The sequence below is a fragment of the Streptomyces sp. NPDC033270 genome, assembly GCF_055576575.1.
On record NZ_JBVIRA010000009.1, the window covers coordinates 65,125 to 83,669 of the forward strand.

At 73.1% G+C, this 18,545-nt stretch carries 17 protein-coding genes; 15 read left to right on the forward strand and 2 right to left on the reverse strand.

Translation table 11 applies throughout. The features are described 5' to 3' along the window. Nucleotides 1-73: 73 nt before the first annotated feature. Complete coding sequence (locus ACZ5XZ_RS15295) at nucleotides 74-1,153, forward strand: glycosyl hydrolase family 18 protein (protein WP_468977974.1); 1,080 nt, start codon at nucleotides 74-76, stop codon at nucleotides 1,151-1,153. Here ACZ5XZ_RS15295 and ACZ5XZ_RS15300 read toward each other — a convergent pair. Beyond that, nucleotides 1,097-1,993 carry a helix-turn-helix transcriptional regulator gene (locus ACZ5XZ_RS15300; RefSeq protein WP_468977976.1) on the reverse strand — a complete coding sequence of 299 codons (897 nt, stop codon included), beginning with the start codon at nucleotides 1,991-1,993 and terminating at the stop codon, nucleotides 1,097-1,099. The two genes, ACZ5XZ_RS15295 and ACZ5XZ_RS15300, sit on opposite strands and share 57 nt — an antisense overlap. Nucleotides 1,994-2,210: 217 nt before the next feature. Here ACZ5XZ_RS15300 and ACZ5XZ_RS15305 point away from each other — a divergent pair, with 217 nt between their 5' ends. From ACZ5XZ_RS15305 to ACZ5XZ_RS15315, 3 genes are read left to right on the forward strand one after another with little or no spacing between them, the layout of a single operon-like run. Next, entirely contained in the window at nucleotides 2,211-3,209 is a 999-nt protein-coding gene (locus tag ACZ5XZ_RS15305) for an NADPH:quinone oxidoreductase family protein (protein ID WP_468977979.1), read from the forward strand. After that, on the forward strand, nucleotides 3,206-4,390 hold the full coding sequence (locus tag ACZ5XZ_RS15310) for an acyl-CoA dehydrogenase family protein (protein ID WP_468977980.1): 1,185 nt from the start codon (nucleotides 3,206-3,208) through the stop codon (nucleotides 4,388-4,390). The genes ACZ5XZ_RS15305 and ACZ5XZ_RS15310 overlap by 4 nt, the downstream gene beginning before the upstream one ends. Beyond that, complete coding sequence (locus ACZ5XZ_RS15315) at nucleotides 4,387-5,580, forward strand: acyl-CoA dehydrogenase family protein (RefSeq protein WP_468977982.1); 1,194 nt, start codon at nucleotides 4,387-4,389, stop codon at nucleotides 5,578-5,580. The genes ACZ5XZ_RS15310 and ACZ5XZ_RS15315 overlap by 4 nt, the downstream gene beginning before the upstream one ends. 12 nt (nucleotides 5,581-5,592) lie before the next feature. Here ACZ5XZ_RS15315 and ACZ5XZ_RS15320 read toward each other — a convergent pair whose 3' ends face one another. Beyond that, complete coding sequence (locus ACZ5XZ_RS15320) at nucleotides 5,593-6,129, reverse strand: hypothetical protein (protein ID WP_468977983.1); 537 nt, start codon at nucleotides 6,127-6,129, stop codon at nucleotides 5,593-5,595. A 202-nt stretch (nucleotides 6,130-6,331) separates the two neighbouring features. On the opposite strand from ACZ5XZ_RS15320, the gene ACZ5XZ_RS15325 reads away from it, so the two are divergent. From ACZ5XZ_RS15325 to ACZ5XZ_RS15375, 11 genes are all read left to right on the forward strand, one after another. Then, on the forward strand, nucleotides 6,332-7,681 hold the full coding sequence (locus ACZ5XZ_RS15325) for a hypothetical protein (protein ID WP_468977984.1): 1,350 nt from the start codon (nucleotides 6,332-6,334) through the stop codon (nucleotides 7,679-7,681). Nucleotides 7,682-8,230: 549 nt separating this feature from the next. Then, on the forward strand, nucleotides 8,231-9,448 hold the full coding sequence (locus ACZ5XZ_RS15330) for a S1 family peptidase (RefSeq protein WP_468977985.1): 1,218 nt from the start codon (nucleotides 8,231-8,233) through the stop codon (nucleotides 9,446-9,448). 126 nt (nucleotides 9,449-9,574) lie between these two features. Further along, a complete protein-coding gene (locus ACZ5XZ_RS15335; protein WP_468977986.1) occupies nucleotides 9,575-11,185 on the forward strand; it encodes an ABC transporter substrate-binding protein in 1,611 nt (536 codons plus the stop codon). A 47-nt stretch (nucleotides 11,186-11,232) separates the two neighbouring features. Next, nucleotides 11,233-12,189 (forward strand): ABC transporter permease, encoded by a 957-nt coding sequence (locus ACZ5XZ_RS15340; protein ID WP_468978222.1) that lies wholly within the window; start codon nucleotides 11,233-11,235, stop codon nucleotides 12,187-12,189. Further along, nucleotides 12,182-13,084 (forward strand): ABC transporter permease, encoded by a 903-nt coding sequence (locus tag ACZ5XZ_RS15345; protein WP_468977987.1) that lies wholly within the window; start codon nucleotides 12,182-12,184, stop codon nucleotides 13,082-13,084. Before ACZ5XZ_RS15340 ends, ACZ5XZ_RS15345 begins: the two co-directional genes overlap by 8 nt. Before the next feature lie 62 nt (nucleotides 13,085-13,146). Then, a complete protein-coding gene (locus ACZ5XZ_RS15350; protein ID WP_468978223.1) occupies nucleotides 13,147-14,067 on the forward strand; it encodes an ABC transporter ATP-binding protein in 921 nt (306 codons plus the stop codon). Then, nucleotides 14,051-14,728, forward strand: coding sequence for an ABC transporter ATP-binding protein (locus ACZ5XZ_RS15355; RefSeq protein WP_468977988.1), 678 nt, complete (start codon nucleotides 14,051-14,053; stop codon nucleotides 14,726-14,728). Before ACZ5XZ_RS15350 ends, ACZ5XZ_RS15355 begins: the two co-directional genes overlap by 17 nt. 41 nt (nucleotides 14,729-14,769) lie before the next feature. Then, nucleotides 14,770-15,291, forward strand: a complete 522-nt coding sequence (locus ACZ5XZ_RS15360) for an acyl-CoA thioesterase (protein WP_468977990.1) — start codon at nucleotides 14,770-14,772, stop codon at nucleotides 15,289-15,291. A 22-nt stretch (nucleotides 15,292-15,313) separates the two neighbouring features. After that, nucleotides 15,314-16,219, forward strand: a complete 906-nt coding sequence (locus tag ACZ5XZ_RS15365) for a LysR family transcriptional regulator (protein WP_468978225.1) — start codon at nucleotides 15,314-15,316, stop codon at nucleotides 16,217-16,219. A gap of 238 nt (nucleotides 16,220-16,457) precedes the next feature. Then, a complete protein-coding gene (locus ACZ5XZ_RS15370) occupies nucleotides 16,458-17,630 on the forward strand; it encodes a CaiB/BaiF CoA transferase family protein (RefSeq protein WP_468977991.1) in 1,173 nt (390 codons plus the stop codon). Nucleotides 17,631-17,720: 90 nt separating this feature from the next. Beyond that, nucleotides 17,721-18,518 (forward strand): crotonase/enoyl-CoA hydratase family protein, encoded by a 798-nt coding sequence (locus ACZ5XZ_RS15375; RefSeq protein ID WP_468977993.1) that lies wholly within the window; start codon nucleotides 17,721-17,723, stop codon nucleotides 18,516-18,518. Nucleotides 18,519-18,545 lie beyond the last annotated feature (27 nt).

The window sequence follows — 18,545 nt, forward strand, 5'->3', positions numbered from 1 at the left end:
CCGCGGACCACCCGCCGCCCCGTTCGGTGGAACTGACGATGCGTCATGAACGCTGCCGGGTGACGCTTTGAGCATGGACCAACCCTCAGGATCCCGGTCGCGCACCGGACTCTCCGTTCTGCTGGCCGTGGCGGTGCTCGCCGGACCGCTCGCCCCGGCCGCCGAGGCGGCGCAGGCGCCGGAGGGGCAACGGGATCGCGGGCGCACCGCCTCGGCCTGGCTGCCCTATTGGGGCAACATCGACGCCGCCTACCGCGACGCGCTGCGACACGCCTCCCAGCTGCACACCGTCAGCCCCTTTTGGTACCAGGCCTCTTCCGACACCACCATCACCGGACACCCCGGCGCCGGGCGGCGCGGCATCATCGACGGGCTGCACGACGCCGGGATCGCTGTCGTGCCCACGGTGACCGAGACCCTCGGTGCCGAGGAGATGGGCGATCTGATGCACGATCCCGAGCGGCGCGGGGCGCACGTCGACCGGCTGCTGGACGTGGTGGAGAGCCGTGCGTACGACGGGATCGACCTGGACTACGAGTCGATGGCGGTCACCGGCGACAAGGAGGCCCGCGAGCGGGTGCGGACCGGATACAACGCGCTCGTCCGGCAGTTGTGCGCGCGGCTGCACGACCTCGGCAAGCAGTGTGTGGTCACGGTGCTGGCCCGGGTCCGCGGGAGCGGCACGGCGTTCGACTACGAGTGGCTCGGCAGGTACGCCGACCGGGTCCGGATCATGGGGTACGACCTGCACTGGTCGGGCGGCGAGGCGGGCCCGCTCTCCTCCCGGGACTGGTACGAGGAGTTTCTGCGCTACGCCACCGCCACCATCCCGCGGCACAAGGTCGAGGTGGCCTTCCCCGGCTACGGCTGGGACTGGGTCACCGGCGTCAAGGGCCATGCGGCCCATCTGACCTGGAAGCAGGCCGAGGCGCTGCGTGAGCGGACGGACGCCGAGTACCGCTTCGACGAGCAGTCCGGCACCCCGTACTTCCGCTACTACAGGGACGACGAGGAGCACGAGGTGTGGTACCAGGACGCGCGCGGTGTCCGGGCCCAGCTGCCGCTGCTCAGGAAGTACGGGGTGCGGGGCACCGGCCTATGGGCGCTCGGGTTCGAGGACCCGGAGTTCTGGAGCGCGCTCCGCCACGAGTAGCCGCAGCGCCGCCTCGGACGGCGAGCCCTCCGCCGCGGTGTACATCAGCACGCCCTGCCCGGAACCGTCCGGCGTCCGCATCATCTCGAAGTCCAGCTCCATATCGCCCACCAGCGGATGGTGGAACCGCTTGGTGCCGAAGGTGCAGTTGCTGACGGCGTGCCGGGACCACAGGCCGCTGAACTCGGTGGACTTCATCGACAACTCGCCGATCAGCTCGGCGAGCCGGGGGTCGTCGGGGTATTCGCCCGCGGCCACCCGCAGCGCCGAGACGGCCCGCCGGATCTCCTCGTCGCGGTCCCGGTAGAGCTCCCTGGTGTGCGGGTCGAGGAAGAGCAGCCGCTGGGCGTTGGGCCGGTCCAGCGGGCGGTCGGGGCTGTCGAAGTCGAGGTGCCCGGCGACCAGGGCGTGCCCGAGGCGGTTCCAGGCCAGGATCTCGAAGCGCGGTCCCAGCGCGACGGCCGGTACGTCCGCCAGGGCGCCGAGCAGCTGCCGCACGCCGGGGCGGACCCGGTCGTGGCGGACCGCGGGGCGGCGGCGCGCCCGGGTGGGGCGGGCCAGCACGTACAGATGGGCCCGCTCGTCGGCGGTCAGCCGCAGCGCGCGGGCCAGCGCGTCGAGCACCCCTTCGGACGCGTTGTGGCTCTGGCCCTGTTCGAGGCGGGTGTAGTACGCGATGCTGACGCCGGCCAGCTGCGCCAGCTCCTCGCGGCGCAGGCCGGGGACCCGGCGGCGCGCCCCGTAGGAGACCAGTCCGACGTCCTCCGGCTGGAGCCGGGCGCGGCGGGAGCGCAGAAAGTTCCCCAATTCGGCGGGGGTGTCCGTGGCGGGTGAGTCCATACCGGCCAGTCTCGGCCATCGGGCCGGGTGGTGCCTGACCCTGTCAGTACCAGGTTCCCGGGGTGGCCGGGGCCGGGCGGCGGGGCGGGCGCCGGGATGTGGCGCGGAGTCGCCGGCGACGGTTCCCTAGCCGATACCGACCGCTTAGTATGTCGCTGGCGAGGGGCCGCTGCGCCCTCCGCCCCACCCGCGTATCCAAGGTCTGTGGAGGCACCAGGTGAAGGCATGGCGCGTACACGCGAACGGCGAGCCGCGTGAAGTGATGCGGCTGGAGGAGGTGCCGGACCCGGAGCCGGGCCCGGGGCAGCTGCTGCTGCGGGTGCGGGCCGCCAACGTCAACTTCCCCGACGCGCTGCTGTGCCGGGGCCAGTACCAGGTGCGGCCGCCGCTGCCCTTCACGCCGGGCGTGGAGATCTGCGGCGAGGTGCTCGCCGTGGGCGAGGGCGCGGCCGGCGAGGTCGGCAGCCGGGTGCTGGCCCAGCCGCCGCTGCCCGACGGAGGCTTCGCCGAGCTCGCGGTCGTTGACGCGGCGACCGTCCGCCCGGCCCCGGAGGCACTGGACGACGCGGAGGCCGCGGCACTGCACGTCGGCTACCAGACCGGCTGGTTCGGACTGCACCGCCGGGCCCGGCTGCAGGCCGGCGAGACGCTGCTGGTGCACGCCGCGGCCGGCGGCGTCGGCAGCGCCGCCGTCCAGCTCGGCAAGGCCGCGGGCGCACGGGTGATCGGGGTGGCCGGCGGCGCGGACAAGGCCCGCATCGCCCGCGAACTGGGCTGCGACCTCGTCCTGGACCGGCGCACGGACGACATCGTGGCCGCGGTCAAGGACGCCACCGACGGCCGGGGCGCCGACGTCGTCTACGACCCCGTGGGCGGCGACGCGTACGCCAAGTCCGTCAAGTGCATCGCCTTCGAGGGCCGCATCATCGTCGTCGGCTTCGCGGGCGGCGCCGTCCCCACCCCCGCCCTCAACCACGCGCTGGTGAAGAACTACGCGATCCTGGGCCTGCATTGGGGCCTGTACAACACCAAGGACCCGGCGGCCGTCGACGCCTGCCACGAGGAGCTGACCAAGCTCGCCGCGCAGGGCGTGGTCAAGCCGCTGATCGGCGGGCGGGTACCGCTGGAGTCGGCCGCCGACGCCGTACAGCAGGTCGCCGACGGCACCTCCGTCGGCCGGCTCGTGGTGGTCCCCGGAGCGGGGGAGGCCCGATGACCGACGCCACCGACCTGCGCCGGCGCACCGCCGAGCTGCTCGCCGCCCACCCGCCCGCCACGACCGACCGCCTGGAGTTCCTGCGCGCCCGCTTCGACGCGGGACTCGCCTGGGTCCACTTCCCCGAGGGACTCGGCGGACTCGACGCGCCGCGATCCCTCCAGGCGGTCGTCGACGCCGAGCTGGAGGCGGCCGGCGCCCCCGGCAACGACCCGGGCCGGATCGGCATCGGCCTGGGCATGGCCGCGCCCACCATCCTGCGGTTCGGCACCGACGAGCAGAAGCAGCGTTTCCTGCGGCCCCTGTGGACCGGTGAGGAGGTGTGGTGCCAGCTGTTCAGCGAACCCGGTGCCGGCTCCGACCTGGCGGCGCTGGCGACCCGCGCGGTCCGGGACGACGGCGGAGACTGGATCGTCGACGGGCAGAAGGTGTGGACGTCCAGCGCACACCTGGCCCGCTGGGCGATCCTGATCGCCCGCACCGACCCCGACGTGCCCAAGCACCGGGGCATCAGCTACTTCGTCTGCGACATGACCGCCCCCGGTGTCGAGGTGCGCCCGCTGCGGCAGATCACCGGCGAGGCCGAGTTCAACGAGGTCTTCCTCACCGGCGTCAAGATCCCCGACGCCCACCGCCTCGGTGCGGTCGGGGAGGGCTGGCAGGTCGCCCAGACCACCCTGATGAACGAGCGGGTCGCCATCGGCGGCGTCCGCACACCCCGCGAGGGCGGCATGATCGGCGTCGCCGCCGCCGACTGGCGCGCCCGGCCCGAACTGCGCACCCACGATCTGCACCAGCGGCTGCTGAAGCTGTGGGTGGAGGCCGAGGTCGCCCGGCTGACCGGCGAGCGGCTGCGCCAGCAGCTCACCCAGGGGCAGCCCGGGCCCGAGGGCAGCGGCATGAAACTGGCCTTCGCCCGCCTCGCCCAGGAGATCAGCGGCTGGGAGGTGGAGTTCCTCGCCGAGGACGGACTGACCTACGACGACTGGACGATGCGCCGCCCCGACGGCGTCGACTTCACCGGACGCGAGGCCGGCTACCGCTATCTGCGCGCCAAGGGGAACTCCATCGAAGGAGGCACCTCCGAAGTGCTGCTCAACATCGTCGCCGAACGCGTACTGGGGCTGCCGCCCGAGCCGCGCACCGACAAGGACGTCGCGTGGAAGGACCTCCCCCGATGACCGACCCGCAGACCACCGCGCCAGTGGGCCCGGACCCCGACCTCCTGTACTCCCAGGACGAGGACGCGCTGCGCGCCGCCGTACGCTCGCTGCTCGCCGACCGCAGCGATCCGGCCACCGTACTCGCCAGCCTGGAGGCGGAGGGCGCCTACTCCCCCACTCTCGGCTCCGCTCGACCGGGAGGTGCCCCCATCGCACTGTGGCGCGCGCTCGCCACGGAGATCGGTACCGCCGGGCTGCTGGTCCCCGAGAAGCTCGGCGGGGCCGGCGCGAGCGCCCGCGAGGCCGCCGTCGTGCTGGAGGAACTGGGCCGCTCCGTCGCGGCCGTGCCGTATCTGACCAGCGCGGTCGTCGCGGTGACGGCCCTGCTCGGCTGCCCGTGCGACCGGCCGGAGGTCGCCGCGCCGCTCGCCGCGCTCGCCGAGGGGCGCACCGTCGGCGTGCTCGCCCTCCCGCTGCCCACCGCCCCCGGAGGGCTGCCGGAACCGGCCGTACGGGCCGATGCCGGCGGTGTCCTCACCGGCCGGGCGACCTCGGTCGCCGACGCCGCGGCCGCCGACCTGCTGCTCGTCTGGGCCCAGGGGACCGACGGCCCGGCGCTGTACGCGGTCGACGTCACGGCCGAGGGCGTGCGCACCGAGGCCGTCACCTCGCTCGACCTCACCCGCCCCCTGGGGCACCTCGCCTTCGACGGCGCCCGCGGCACCCTGCTGACCACCGGCGACCGTGCCCGCGCCGCCGTCGAGCGTGCCCTGCTCACCGGGGCCGGGCTGCTCGCCTCCGAACAGCTCGGCGTCGCCGAATGGTGCCTGACCGAAACGGTGCGCTACACCGCCGAGCGCACCCAGTTCGCCCGCCCCGTCGGCTCGTTCCAGGCGCTCAAGCACCGGATGGCCGCGCTGTGGCTGGAGGTCGCCTCGGCCCGCGCCGCCGCCCGCAACGCCGCCGACGCGCTGGCCACCGACAGCCCCGACGCCGCCGTGGCCGTGGCGGTCGCCCAGGCGTACTGCGCGCCGGTGGCGGTACGCGCCGCCGAGGAGTGCGTCCAGCTGCACGGCGGCATCGGGATGACCTGGGAGCACCCGGCCCATCTGTTCCTCAAGCGGGCCAAGAGCGACGAGCTCGCCCTGGGGTCGCCGGGACGGCACCGGCAGGCCCTGGCGCAGCTGGTCGGTCTCGACGCGCCCTGAGGACCCGGCCGGTCAGCCGGTGACGGCGAAGGTCCTGCTCAGGCCGCGGACCTCGCCGTCACCGGTGGTGGCCACCTCCAGGAAGTAGCGGGGGCCCGGCGACACCCGCGGCAGCGTCACGAGCACCTCGCCGGCCGGCCTGGTGCCCGCATGGGTGGCGACCAGCCCCAGCCGCTGCGAGCGGCCGTGCCCGGTATCCGTGCGCAGCCAGACGTCCACCTGCTCGCCCGTGGTGTTCTTCCAGGCCACGGCGAAGCTGCCGTTCGGCTTGAAGTCGACACCGCCCTGCGGCGCGGTCACCTCGATCCGCCCCGTCACGGGGGCGGTCGGACGGCCTGCGCCGGACGGCACGGCATCGGCGCCGAGCGCGGAGGTGGCGGCCCGCCCGGCCGAGCCGCCGTGCCCGGTCACGACGGCCAGGGCACCGGCGGGCGACGGCCGGTCCGGCCCGGCGCGCTCCGGCGCCAGCGTGATCACCAGCATGCAGCCGACGGCGGTGGCGGCGACGGCGACGGCCAGATTCGTGGCTACCCAAGCGGCCCTGGACATCGTCTTCTCGTTTCCTCGGGGGAGGGACGAGCCGGAGCATCCCCGGCACGTCGATGGCCAAAAACGACGCGCTGAGCGACCACCTGGATGGCCATTCCCGGCGCGACAGACCCCCCGGGGCACGAGACAATCCCGCGGCCGGACCGGATCGATCATCCGTCCGGTGATGTCTGGAAAGTGCCGTTCGGGTAGCGTCGAACCCATGGACACCGCAACTCGACGTGCGCTGATCGGACCGGTTCTCCTCCTGGTGGCCGCGCTGGTGGCGGTGGCCGCGCTGTTGGCGCCCGGCGCCCATGCCGCGGGCGGGCTCGACGAGGCCGCGGCGGCCCTGAAGAAGGGCCCGGTCTATGTCGATCCGCGCGCCGCGGACCAGCTCTCCGCAGGTCAGGCGGATGCACTGGCCAAGAAGATCAAGGACGCGGACAAGCCGATCTTCGTCGCGGTTCTGCCGAGAGCCGCCGAGTACCAGCCCGGCACGCTGCTGGCGGACCTGCGGACCAAGGTCGGCATCAGCGGTGTCTACGCCGTCGAACTGGGCGACGGCTTCAACGCCGGCGCCGACCCGCGCGTGATGTCACGCGACTCCGTCAAGAACCTCGTCGGCTCGGTCAAGCGCTCCGACTACACCGTCGCCGAGCGGCTGAACAGTTTCGTCGACACCGCGGACCAGTCGGCGCGGGGCCACGCCCCCAGCTCATGGGGCGACACCGGAGGGGCCGGCGGTTTCGACGCCGGTACGGCGATCGGCCTCGGTGTCCTGGTGGCCGTCGGTGGCGGCGGCGCGTACGCCATCGCCCGCCGCAACCGCAGGCGGCGGGCCGAGGTGGAGCGGGCCGCGCTGGAGGACCTGCGGGTCGTCGTCGACGAGGACATCACCGCCTTCGGCGAGGAGTTGGACCGGCTGGACTTCCACCCCGGTGAGCCCGGCGCCGACGACGCGATGCGCGCGGACTACAGCCATGCGCTGGACGCGTACGAGTCGGCCAAGTCGGCGATGGCGGCGGCCGAGCACCCCGGCGATGTGCGGGGCGTGACCCAGGCGCTGGAGGACGGCCGGTTCTCGCTGGCCACGCTCGCCGCGCGCCGCGCGGGCAAGCCGCTGCCCGAGCGCCGGCCGCCGTGCTTCTTCGACCCGCGGCACGGCCCGTCCGTCGTCGATGTCGCCTGGGCGCCGGCCGCCGGCGCGGAGCGCACCGTACCGGTCTGCGCCGCGGACAAGAGCCGGCTGGACGACGGCCGCGAGCCGCTGGCCCGGACGGTCCGCACCGAGCGCGGAGACCGCCCCTACTGGGAGGCCGGCCCGGCCTACGGCCCCTGGGCCGGCGGCTACTTCGGCGGCGGCCTGCTGCCCGGCCTCCTGGTCGGCACGCTGCTCGGCAACGTGATGATGTCGTCGCCCGCCTACGGCGCGGACTTCGGCGGGCCCGCCGGCGCCGAGGGCGGCGACTACTCCGGTTCCGACTTCAGCTCCGACGACTTCGGCGGCGGCTTCGGTGACGGCGGAGGCTTCGACGGCGGTGGCGGCTTCGGCGGCGACGGCGGCTTCTAGGGCGCTTCTGACGGATCTCCGCGGAGGAAGGAGCGGCGTCTGGTGCGTGCGATCGCAAGGCGCCGGGATGTCTTCATAGCGGAGCTATGGGGACATTTCGGCAACGCTGCGAGCGTGCGTGCCAGACGCCGCGACGCCGCGGAGATCCGTCAGAAGCGCCCTAAGGCCTCCTGCCCGGTGCGGACGGCCCGACCGCGCCGGGAGGCGCCGACGACCTGGCCCCCCGTACCGACCTGAACCACCAACGGCTCCGCCCCGGCCCAGCACGACGTACCCGCACGGCACGACGTACCCGCACGGCACGACTTACCAGCCCGGGCATTCAGGTGTCCCCGCTCCCGGATGGCGGGCGCCCGAGCAGGTCACCTTGCGCAGCTCCGCGGGCAGTCGCCCGGACGCTGTCGGGCCGCAGGGGGCGGGGATTTGGCAGTGGGTCTCGCGGGTCGCCCGGCCCTCATGCAAAGGATCTCCCTCATGCCGCGTGTCGCGGTGTCAAGCACGCTCGACACGTCGGATCCGACGTGCACTCGACACCGCGAGGAGACCCCGATGCAACGCTTTCGCAAGGCCGCCCTGTGGGGCGCGACCGTCGCGGCCATGGCGGCCGTCGGCTCGCTCAGCCCGGCGCACGCCGCGCCGCGGCCCGACCCGACGCCCCAGCCGCGCGGCATGTTCGACGCGATGAGCCGGGACCTCGGACTGACCAGGGAGCAGGTGCGCATCCGGCTCGCGCAGGAGACCGACGCCCACCGTGCCGCGGCCGCCGTGCGCCGGGCACTGAGCACCCCGCCCGCCGGGATGTGGTTCGACAAGACGACCGGCAAGCTCATCGTCGCGGTCACCGGCGCCGCCGACGCACAGCGCGTGCGGGCGGTGGGCGCGGTGCCCAGGACGGTGCCGCACAGCCACGCCGCGCTCGTCGCACTGGTGCGGCAGATCAACGGCCGGGCCGGCAAGGGCGTACCGGGCGTCACCGGCTGGGGGGTGGACGAGCGGTCCAACGGCGTGGTGATCCGGGTCGACCGCACCAAGCGCACCACGCGGACCAACGAGTTCGAAACGGCCGTCCGAGGCTTCGGGACCCGCGCGAAGATCCCGGTCACCGTCGAGCACACCGACCAGTCGCCGCGCCAGCAGGGCGGCCGGGTGATCGGCGGTGAGCGCTGGATGCCCGGCAACGAGGGGATCTGCTCCATCGGCTTCTCGGTGACCGGCCCGGACGACTTCCAGGGTTTTGTGACGGCCGGTCACTGCACCCTGACCCCGAAGCAGGCCGCGTACGGCAAGGACGGCAGCCGGTTGGGCACGTCCAACTTCGGCGGCAGGCACAGCGTCAACGGGCGCGAGGGCGACTTCGGGCTGGTCGAGGTCGACCAGCCGGACTGGACGCTCAGCCCGACCGTGGCGGGCCAGGGCGGCAGGCCGGTGACCGTCGCCGGCTCGCAGGAGGGCCTCGTCGGCATGTCGATCTGCCGCTCCGGTCAGTCCAGCGGCTGGCACTGCGGCGAGATCACCCGGGTGGACCAGACGGTGGACTACGGCAATGTGGTGATCGAGGGGCTCTCGTACACCAACGCCTGCTCCGCGGCCGGCGATTCGGGCGGCTCGTACGTCACCCAGCCCCACAACCCGATGGCCGTCGGGGTGCACTCCGGCGGCGGCTCCTCCGGCTGCGACGGCGACGGCGGCAGTACCGTCACCATCTTCCAGCCGGTCGGCGAGCCGCTGGCGAAGTGGCACCTGACGCTGAAGACGGGTACCTCCTGACACAGGCGGCCGGAGGCCGGTTCATGGCCGTCCCTTTACGTACTGTTTAATGGGATCGCTTAATTGCGAGTGCTTTGCAAGAGCGCTGAACCGCAATAACAGTCGATCTTCATTAGGGGTGTGGGCATGACGGCCCGGTCGATACGGGTAAGGGTCGCCACGGCGATGGCCGGCACGGTGGCCTTCGGGGCGGCGGCCTGCTCGACGCCCACCGACGGCACGGGCGGCGCCGGTGGCGCCAAGGACTCCGTCGTGGTCGGTATCGCCAACGAGCCGGAGACGCTCAGCCCGCTCCTCGGCTACGGCAAGGACGGCAACTCCAAGATCTTCGACGGGCTGCTCACCCACGACGCGGCCATGAAGCTCCAGCCGGCGCTGGCCGCGAAGCTCCCGCAGGTCTCCGAGGACGGCAGGACCTACACCTTCACCCTGCGCCAGGGCGTGCGGTTCTCCGACGGCAGGCCCTTCACCGCCGACGACGTGGTCTTCACCTACGACACGATCCTGGACGAGAAGACCAACAACGCCTCCAAGGCCGAACTGGACGCCCTGGACAAGGTCGAGAAGAAGGACGACAAGACCGTCGTCTTCCATCTGAAGTACCCCTACGCGCCGTTCGCCGAGCGCACCGTCCTGGCCATCGCCCCGAAGCACCTCGCCGGCAAGCAGGACATCAACAGCGGCTCCTTCACCACCAAGCCCGTCGGCACCGGACCGTACGTCCTGGCCGACTGGTCCAAGGGCGAGAAGCTCACCTTCAAGGCCAACCCCCACTACTGGGGCGGCGCACCGAAGGTGAAGAACCTCACCATGGCGATCATCAAGGACGACGACGTACGGGCCACCCGGCTCAGGGCCGGTGACCTGGACGGCGCCATCCTGCCGCCCAACCTCGCCGCCACCTTCACCTCGTCCAAGGGCAAGAAGACCCTCGCCGCCAAGACCTTCGACTACCGCAACGTCACGCTGCCCAGCGCGAACAAGGTCACCGGCGACAGGGCCGTACGCCGGGCCCTGGACCTGGCCGTGGACCGCAAGGCGATGGTCGACGGCATCCTGGACGGCGCGGGCAAGCCCGCCTACGGCCCGGTGCCCACCGACAGCCCCTGGTTCACCAAGGGCACCGAGCGCACCCACGACCTGAAGCAGGCCGAGCGGATCCTCGACGAGGCCGGCTGGAAGAAGGGCGAGGACGGCATCCGCGCCAAGGACGGCGAGCGCGCCTCCTTCAAGCTCTGGTACCTCACCGGCGACACCCTGCGCCAGAAGCACGCCCTGGCCTTCGCCTCCGACGTCAAGAAGGCGGGCATCGAGGCCAAGGTCGAGTCGGGCACCTGGGAGGCCATCGAGCCGAACATGAAGCACGACGCGGTGCTCGCGGGCGGCGGCAGCCCGGCCGACCCCGACTTCGACCAGTACCTGCTGCTGCACTCCTCGATGGCCGGCGACGGCTTCAACAACATGTCGCGCTACGCCGACGACACGGTCGACCGGGCGCTGGTGGACGCCCGCCGCACGAACGACACCGAGAAGCGCAGGGCCGCCTACGACACCGTCCAGCGCGAGCTGGTGGACGACCCGGCATACACCTTCCTCACCCACGTCGACCACCTGTACGTGATCAACGACAGGTGGCAGACCGGCGGCGTCGGCCCGACCACCCAGGTCGAGCCGCACGACCACGGCCTGGCCTCCGGCCCGTGGTGGAACGTAGAGGACTGGCAGCCCAAGAAGTGAGCACGGCAGCCAGGGCGAAGTCCCTTCCCTGGGGGCCGATGGCGCGGATGACGGGACGGCGGGCACTGTTCGCCGTCCCCGTCCTCCTCGCCGTCACCTTCGGCGTGTTCGCCCTCGCGGCGGCCTCGCCGTTCGACCCCGTCAAGGCGTACGCGGGCACGGCGGGACTGACCGCCTCGCAGGAGAACCTGGACCAGATCCGGCACAACCTCGGCGTCGACCAGCCGCTGCCCGCCCGCTGGTGGCACTGGCTGACCGGCGCGCTCACCGGCGACCTCGGCGACTCCGCGACGCTGCGCGCCCCGGTCTCCCAGGTCATCGGCGAGCGCATCGGCTGGTCGGTGCTGCTGTGCGCACTGGCCTTCGCCCTCGCCGTCGTGCTCGGCACGGTGCTGGGCGTCCTCGCGGCCCGGCGCCGCGGCTCGCTGCTGGACCGGGCCGTCACCTCCGTCGCCTACGCGCTGGAGGCGGCCCCGCCGTTCTGGCTCGGACTGCTGGCCGTCTGGCTCTTCGCGCTCAAGCTCGGCGTGCTGCCCGCCGGCGGCCTGACCGACACCGGCAGCCAGGTCGCCACCGCCGGACAGCTCGCGCGCCATGTCGTGCTGCCCGCCCTCGTCCTCGCCGTCTCCCAGCTCCCCTGGTTCGTGCTCTACGTACGCCAAGGGGTCGGCGACGCCCTGGAGGAGGACCCGGTGCGCGGCGCGCGGGCGCGCGGGCTGAGCGAGCGCACCGTACTGCTGCACCACGCCCTGCGCTCCGGACTGCTCCCGGTGCTGACCCTGATCGGCTCCCGGGTGCCCGAACTGATCACCGGCGCCCTGCTGGTGGAGTCCGTCTTCAGCTGGCCGGGCATCGCCTCCGCCACCGTGGACGCCGCCACCCGCGTCGACTTCCCGCTGCTGGCGGCCCTCACGGTGCTGGCCACCGCCGCGGTGCTGGTCGGCAACCTGCTGTCCGACCTGCTGTACGGGCTCGCCGATCCGAGGGTGGGCTTCGATGGCTGAGCTCACCGAGGCGTCCGCCGCGGACGGCACCGCCTGGCACGCCGCGCGCACCCGGCGCTCCGGTGCCCGCGCCTTCCGCACCCTGCGGGTCCGGGCCTGTGCCGCCCTGGTCGCGCTGATCGTCCTGGCGGTGCTGCTCGTGCCGCCGTTCGTCCCCCTGGACGAGCAGGCCGTCGAGCTGTCCGCCAAACTCCAGGCGCCGTCCTGGGCACACCTCTTCGGCACCGACGAGGTCGGCCGCGATCTGCTGCTGCGCTGCGTGTACGGCCTGCGCGTCTCGCTGCTGGTCGGGGTGGTCGCGGCGGTGGCCGCCACCGTCATCGGCACCGCGGTCGGCGCGCTGGCCGGGGCGCTCGGCGGCTGGACCGACCGCGCCGTGATGCGCGTGGTGGACCTGTTCTCCTCCGTGCCGCACCTGCTGCTCGGCGTCTTCGTCGTGGCGATGTTCCGGCCGGGCATGGGGCCGGTGGTCGTCGCCGTCGCCCTGACGCACTGGCTGTCGACCGCGCGGATCGTGCGCGCCGAGGTGCTCTCGCTGCGCTCCCGCCCGTACGTCGACGCCGCCCTCGCCGGCGGCGCCTCGCGCGCCCGGGTGGCGGTGCGTCATCTGCTGCCCGGTGTGCTGCCGCAGGCCGGGCTCGCCGCCGTGCTGATGATCCCGCACGCGATCTGGCACGAGTCCGCGCTGTCGTTCCTGGGCCTGGGGCTGCCGGCCCACGAAGCGAGCCTGGGCAGCATGGTCGAAACCGCCCGCGGGTCCCTGCTGGCCGGGGACTGGTGGCCGACCCTCTTCCCCGGCCTGTTCATCATCGTCCCCACCCTCGCCCTCGCCGGTCTGGCCGGCGTCTGGCGGGAGCGGATCAACCCCCGGCGCCGATCGGAGCTGATGCGGTGAGCGCGCCCTCGCGAGCCGAACGCCCCGTGCTGTCCGTACGGGGACTGTCCGTACGCTTCCGGATGCCCGGCGGCCGCCACGTCGACGCCGTCACCGATGCCGCCTTCGACCTCGCCGCGGGGGAGTGCCTGGCACTGGTCGGCGAGAGCGGCTGCGGCAAGTCCGTGCTGGTCTCGGCGCTGCTCGGGCTGCTGCCCGGCAACGCGCGGACGGCCGGTTCCGCGCGGCTGGGCGGCACCGAGCTGCTGACCGCGTCCGAGCGGGAACTCGCCGGTGCGATCCGCGGGCGGCGGATCGGGCTCGTACCGCAGAGCCCGGCCGCGCATCTGACGCCCGTACGGAGTGTGCGCGCCCAACTGGAGGAGACCGTACGGGAGTTGACCGGCACGGCCAGGCGCGACCTGGGGGCGGCGGCGGAGCGGGCCGCCGCGCGCGCCGCCTTCCCCCTCGACCACCTCGACCGCTTCCCGCACCAGCTCTCCGGCGGACTGGCGCAGCGCGCGGCCACCGCACTCGCGCTGGTCGGCGACGCACCGCTGCTGCTCGCCGACGAGCCGACGACCGGGCTGGACCGGGACCTGGTGGACCGCACCGTCGACGAGCTGCGCACACAGGCCCGCGCGGGCCGCGCCCTGCTGATGATCACTCACGATCTGGCGGCGGCCGAGCGGATCGCCGACCGGGTCGCCGTGATGTACGCCGGCCGGATCGTCGAACTCGCCGACGCACAAGGCTTCTTCGGCCGGCCGGGCCCCCGGCACCCCTACGCCCGTGGACTGCTCGACGCGCTCCCCGGCCGGGCCTTCCTGCCCATCCCCGGCATGCCGCCGGAACTGGGCGATCTCCCGCCGGGCTGTGCCTTCGCCGCCCGCTGCGAGCGGGCCACCGCGGTCTGCGAGACGGTGCCCGCACCGCGCGACGGCGTCGCCTGCCACCACCCGTTGGCGGCACAGAGGGAGGCGGGCGATGCTCGAACTGCGTGACATCACCGCCGGATACGACCGCCGGGCCCCCGTCGTACGCGGCGTCTCGCTGGCCGTCGCCCCCGGTGAGGCGGTGGGACTCCTCGGCCCCAGCGGCTGCGGCAAGTCCACCCTCGCACGGGTCGCCGCACTGCTGCACCGCCCCGACTCCGGCACCGTCGTCCTGGACGGCGCACCGGCCGCGGGCTGGCGCCATCGCGCACCCCGCGCCCAGCGCACCGCCTACGGCGTGCTGTTCCAGCAGCCCCGGCTCTCCGCCGACCCCCGCCTGAGCCTGGCCGACCTGATCGCCGAACCACTGCGGGCCACCGGGCAGCGCACCCGCATCCCGGACCGGATCGCCGACCTGGCACCCACCGTGGGCCTGAGCCAGGAGCTCCTCGCCCGCCGTCCGCACCAGGTCAGCGACGGGCAGTTGCAGCGCGCCTGCCTGGCCCGCGCGCTGGTGCTGCGGCCCCGCTGGCTGATCTGCGACGAGATGACCGCGATGCTCGACGCCTCGACAACCGCCGCCCTGGTGGCCGTCGTCGAGGCCTACCGCCGGGAGACCGGCGCCGGTCTCCTCGCGGTAGGCCATGACCGTACGCTCCTGGAGCGCTGGTGCGACCGCACCATCGGCTGGTCGGAGCTGAGCCGCGCACCGGCGGCGCCTACGATGTGAGGCAGGTGGCCCATGGGCCTCACGGGGAACGGGGAGAGATCGTGGCAGAAGCGGTGGACGCAGCGGAGAGCACAACCGGCGGGGACACGGTCGCCGGAGCGGGGCGCACGGCCAGGACGGGCCCGGCGGAGTCGTTCGCGGCCTTCGCCGTCCCCGTCACCGTCCGTGGCTATGAGACGGACTCTCAGGGCCACCTCAACCAGAGCGTCTACCTGCAGTACGCCGAGCACGCCCGCTGGTCGCTGCTGCAGGCGAGCGGCATCCGGCAGAGCGACCTGGTGGACCGGCGCGTCGGCCCGGTGACCCTCGAGACCACCATCCGCTATCGGCGGGAGCTGCGCGCCGGCGACGAGGTCGAGGTGAGCTGCGCGTTCGTCTGGGGTGAGGGTCGGACGTTCCGGGTGGAGCAGACCGTCCGCAAGGCCGACGGGACGGTGGCCGCCGAGCTGAGCGCCGTGGGCGGGCTGCTGGACCTCACCGAGCGCACGCTGCTCCCAGACCCGCGGGCGGTCTTCCGCGAGCTGGCACAGGACCCCGCACCGCTCGGCCTCGCCCGGGACTGACGGGTAGTGTGGCCGAGTGGACATGCTGCACCTGCGCTACTTCGTGGCGGTTGCCGAAGAGCTGAATTTCTCCCAGGCGGCACGCAAGTTGCACATGGCGGCCTCTCCGCTCAGCCAGCGCGTCAAGGACCTGGAGCGGGAGCTGGGGCAGCCGCTCTTCGAGCGCAGCACCCACCACGTCGCGTTGACGCCGGCCGGTGCCGCGCTGCTGCCGCTGGCCCGCGATGTGCTGGAACGTGTCAACTCCATTCCGTGGCGGCTGCGGGAGGCCGTCCGTCCGCAGCGGGCCACCCTGCTCATCGGGATGCCTTCGGGAATCCACCCCGCGCTGCGGGCCCGGGTGCGTCAGCTGGAGGCGGCATGCCGTACGGCGTACGAGCTCAAGCGCTGGCCCGGCCGGTCCAACGGCCTGGTCGAAGCGGTCCATGACGGCCGGCTGGCGCTGGCACTGGCCCGGCTGCCGGTCTCCGATCCCGCGCTCGGCGTCATCGAGGTCATGCGGGAACGGCTGGGTGCGGCGGTCCCCGCCGACCGGTTCGCGGGCCGGGAGTCGGTCACCCTGGACGATCTGCGGGAGCTGCCGTATGTGGCGACCGCGCCCGAGGCGATGCCCGCGTACTTCGACGAGATCGACGCCCGGCTGAATTCCGCGGGCGTGCGGAAGCGGATCCGCATCAACAGCTCGGATTATGCGGGCACCTCCGAACTGGTCTCCGGAGGAATTGCCTTCTCCCTGACGATGCTCTCCTCGGAAAGTCCGATGCATCTCTACCGGCTGGACAATGTGACCGTGCTGCCGGTGGTGGACTTCCCGGCCGAACTGAGCACCGCACTGCTCTTCCGCAAGGACCGGGCGGAGCCCGGCGGGGACCTGGAAGAGCTGGTCACCGAGGCGCGTGGCATCTTCGCCGAACGGCTTGCCGCCTGATATCCCACTGATATCCCACCGCTGCCTGCTGCTTTTCGCCGCTGTCCGCTGCTTTTCGCGGTATTCCTTTCGCCTTTTCTCGCGCTCTTTTCGGCGAGGTATGTCTGCTGTGGTGTGACCGCTGTGGTCATACCCTTCTTCGCTTCTTGATCGTTCTCATTCGGCGACTCCACGCCTAATGTCGAAGGCGGAAACATTCGCAGTACATCTACTTCAGTCGCCTTCCGCAGGAGTGACCATGGACGCCACGAACGAGAGTGCCGCCGGCCCGCTGGACGGCATACGGGTGATCGATCTGTCCACGGTGGTGATGGGGCCCTACGCCGCCCAGATCATGGGAGACCTCGGCGCCGACGTCATCAAGATCGAGTCGCCGTCCGACACCGTACGGGCGGGCCGCTACCGCACCACCCCCGGGATGACGCCGCTCAACCTCAACGTCAACCGCAACAAGCGCAGCGTCTCGCTGAACCTCAAGGACGACGCCGACCGCGAGCGTGCCCTCGCGCTCATCGGCACCGCCGACGTACTGATCACCAATATGCGGCCCGGCGCCCTGGCCCGGCTCGGCCTGACCTGGGCGGACCTCGCCGAGCGCAGCCCCGGCCTGGTCTACGCCCACGCCCAGGGCTTCCGCAGCGACTCCGACCGTGCGGGCCACGCCGCGTACGACGAAACCGTGCAGGCCTCCTCCGGGCTGGTGGACGTGGCCCAGCGGGCGCTCGGCCGACCGGTCTACCTGCCGACGATCATCGGTGACAAGGTCGCCGCGCTGACCATCGTCTACTCGGTGCTCGCCGCGCTGGTGCACCGCGACCGTACGGGCCGGGGTCAGCACATCGAGATCCCCATGACGGACACGCTGATCGCCTTCAACCTCGTCGAGCACCTGGCGGGCCACGTCTACGAGCCGCCGGTCGGCTCCACCGGGTTCCCGCTGTCGATGAAGCGCGGCCACCGGGCCGTGCCCACCGCCGACGGGCTGGCCTGCATCGTGCCGTACCACGCCCAGAACTTCCGCGACTTCTTCGCGGCCGCCGGCCGCGGCGATCTCGCCGGGGACCCGCGGGTGGCCGGCACCGCCATCGACGACGCCGACGTCGACCCGCTCATGGAGCTGGTCGCCCAGTGCGCGCCGACGCTGACCACCCAGGAGTGGGAGGAGGTCTGCGCCAAGCACAGCATCCCCATGGCGCCGGTGCTCGAACTGGACCGCGCCGCCGACGACCCGTACGTACGGGACGGCCACCTCCTCGACCTGGTCGAGCACCCCAGCGAGGGCCCCATCCGGTCCGTCGGCATCCCCGTGCGCTTCTCCGCCACCCCGGGCTCGGTCCGGCGGCTCGCCCCGCTGCCCGGTCAGCACACCGACGAGGTCCTCGACGAGCTCGCCGCGCCCCGGCGCCGCTGACCGCCCGCCTCAACACCCCTTACTCCGCGCGGGTTTCGGCCTTCCTCCACCCGTGCCGCACCCGCACCCCGATCGCAAAGGACCCGGGCCATGCCCAGCACACCCGACGCCACCGCAGCCGGCGCCACCCCCGTCGTACGCACCGAGCGGATCGGTACCACTCTGCTCATCACCCTCGACCGGCCGCGCGCCCGGAACGCGGTGAACGCCGCGGTCGCCTCCCAACTCGCCGATGCCATCGATGAGTTGGAGGGCGACCCGGCGCTGCGGGCCGGGGTTCTCACCGGCGCGCAGGGCACCTTCAGCGCCGGTATGGACCTCAAGGCCGCACTGGCGGGCGAGTCGCCCGAGATCCCGGGCCGCGGCTTCGGCGGGCTGACCGAGGCCGCGACGAGCAAGCCGCTGATCGCCGCCGTCGAGGGCTGGGCCATGGGCGGCGGCTTCGAACTGGCCCTGGCCTGCGACCTCATCGTGGCCGCGGACGACGCCCGGTTCGGCCTGCCGGAGGTCAAGCGAGGGCTCCTCGCGGCCGGCGGCGGAGCCGTCCGGCTGCCCCGGCGGATTCCCTACCACCTGGCCATGGAGCTGCTGCTGACCGGCGAGCCGGTCTCCGGCGAGCGGGCCGGCCGGCTCGGCATCGCCAACCGGGTCGTACCGGCCGGGCAGGCCGCGGCGGTGGCACTGGAACTGGCCGCCCGGCTCGCGGACAACGCCCCGCTCGCCCTCGCCGCCGTGAAGCGGATCGCCCGCACCGCCGACGGCACCCCCGAACCGGCCGCCTTCGCCGCCCAGCGCCGGGAGATGGCCGCGCTCGCCACGTCGGCCGACGTCCGCGAGGGCATGGCCGCCTTCGCCGAACGCCGCGCCCCCGTGTGGCAGGGCAAGTAGGCACGCACCCGACGGACAAGCAGGAGA

Coding starts and splice junctions, on each gene's coding strand:
- ACZ5XZ_RS15330 (WP_468977985.1), top strand. CDS start 8,231: ATGCAACGCTTTCGCAAGGCCGCCCTGTGGGGCGCGACCGTCGCGGCC.
- ACZ5XZ_RS15345 (WP_468977987.1), top strand. CDS start 12,182: ATGGCTGAGCTCACCGAGGCGTCCGCCGCGGACGGCACCGCCTGGCAC.
- ACZ5XZ_RS15325 (WP_468977984.1), top strand. CDS start 6,332: ATGGACACCGCAACTCGACGTGCGCTGATCGGACCGGTTCTCCTCCTG.
- ACZ5XZ_RS15340 (WP_468978222.1), top strand. CDS start 11,233: ATGACGGGACGGCGGGCACTGTTCGCCGTCCCCGTCCTCCTCGCCGTC.
- ACZ5XZ_RS15300 (WP_468977976.1), bottom strand. CDS start 1,993: ATGGACTCACCCGCCACGGACACCCCCGCCGAATTGGGGAACTTTCTG.
- ACZ5XZ_RS15375 (WP_468977993.1), top strand. CDS start 17,721: ATGCCCAGCACACCCGACGCCACCGCAGCCGGCGCCACCCCCGTCGTA.
- ACZ5XZ_RS15365 (WP_468978225.1), top strand. CDS start 15,314: ATGCTGCACCTGCGCTACTTCGTGGCGGTTGCCGAAGAGCTGAATTTC.
- ACZ5XZ_RS15295 (WP_468977974.1), top strand. CDS start 74: ATGGACCAACCCTCAGGATCCCGGTCGCGCACCGGACTCTCCGTTCTG.
- ACZ5XZ_RS15310 (WP_468977980.1), top strand. CDS start 3,206: ATGACCGACGCCACCGACCTGCGCCGGCGCACCGCCGAGCTGCTCGCC.
- ACZ5XZ_RS15350 (WP_468978223.1), top strand. CDS start 13,147: ATGCCCGGCGGCCGCCACGTCGACGCCGTCACCGATGCCGCCTTCGAC.
- ACZ5XZ_RS15315 (WP_468977982.1), top strand. CDS start 4,387: ATGACCGACCCGCAGACCACCGCGCCAGTGGGCCCGGACCCCGACCTC.
- ACZ5XZ_RS15335 (WP_468977986.1), top strand. CDS start 9,575: ATGACGGCCCGGTCGATACGGGTAAGGGTCGCCACGGCGATGGCCGGC.
- ACZ5XZ_RS15320 (WP_468977983.1), bottom strand. CDS start 6,129: ATGTCCAGGGCCGCTTGGGTAGCCACGAATCTGGCCGTCGCCGTCGCC.
- ACZ5XZ_RS15355 (WP_468977988.1), top strand. CDS start 14,051: ATGCTCGAACTGCGTGACATCACCGCCGGATACGACCGCCGGGCCCCC.
- ACZ5XZ_RS15370 (WP_468977991.1), top strand. CDS start 16,458: ATGGACGCCACGAACGAGAGTGCCGCCGGCCCGCTGGACGGCATACGG.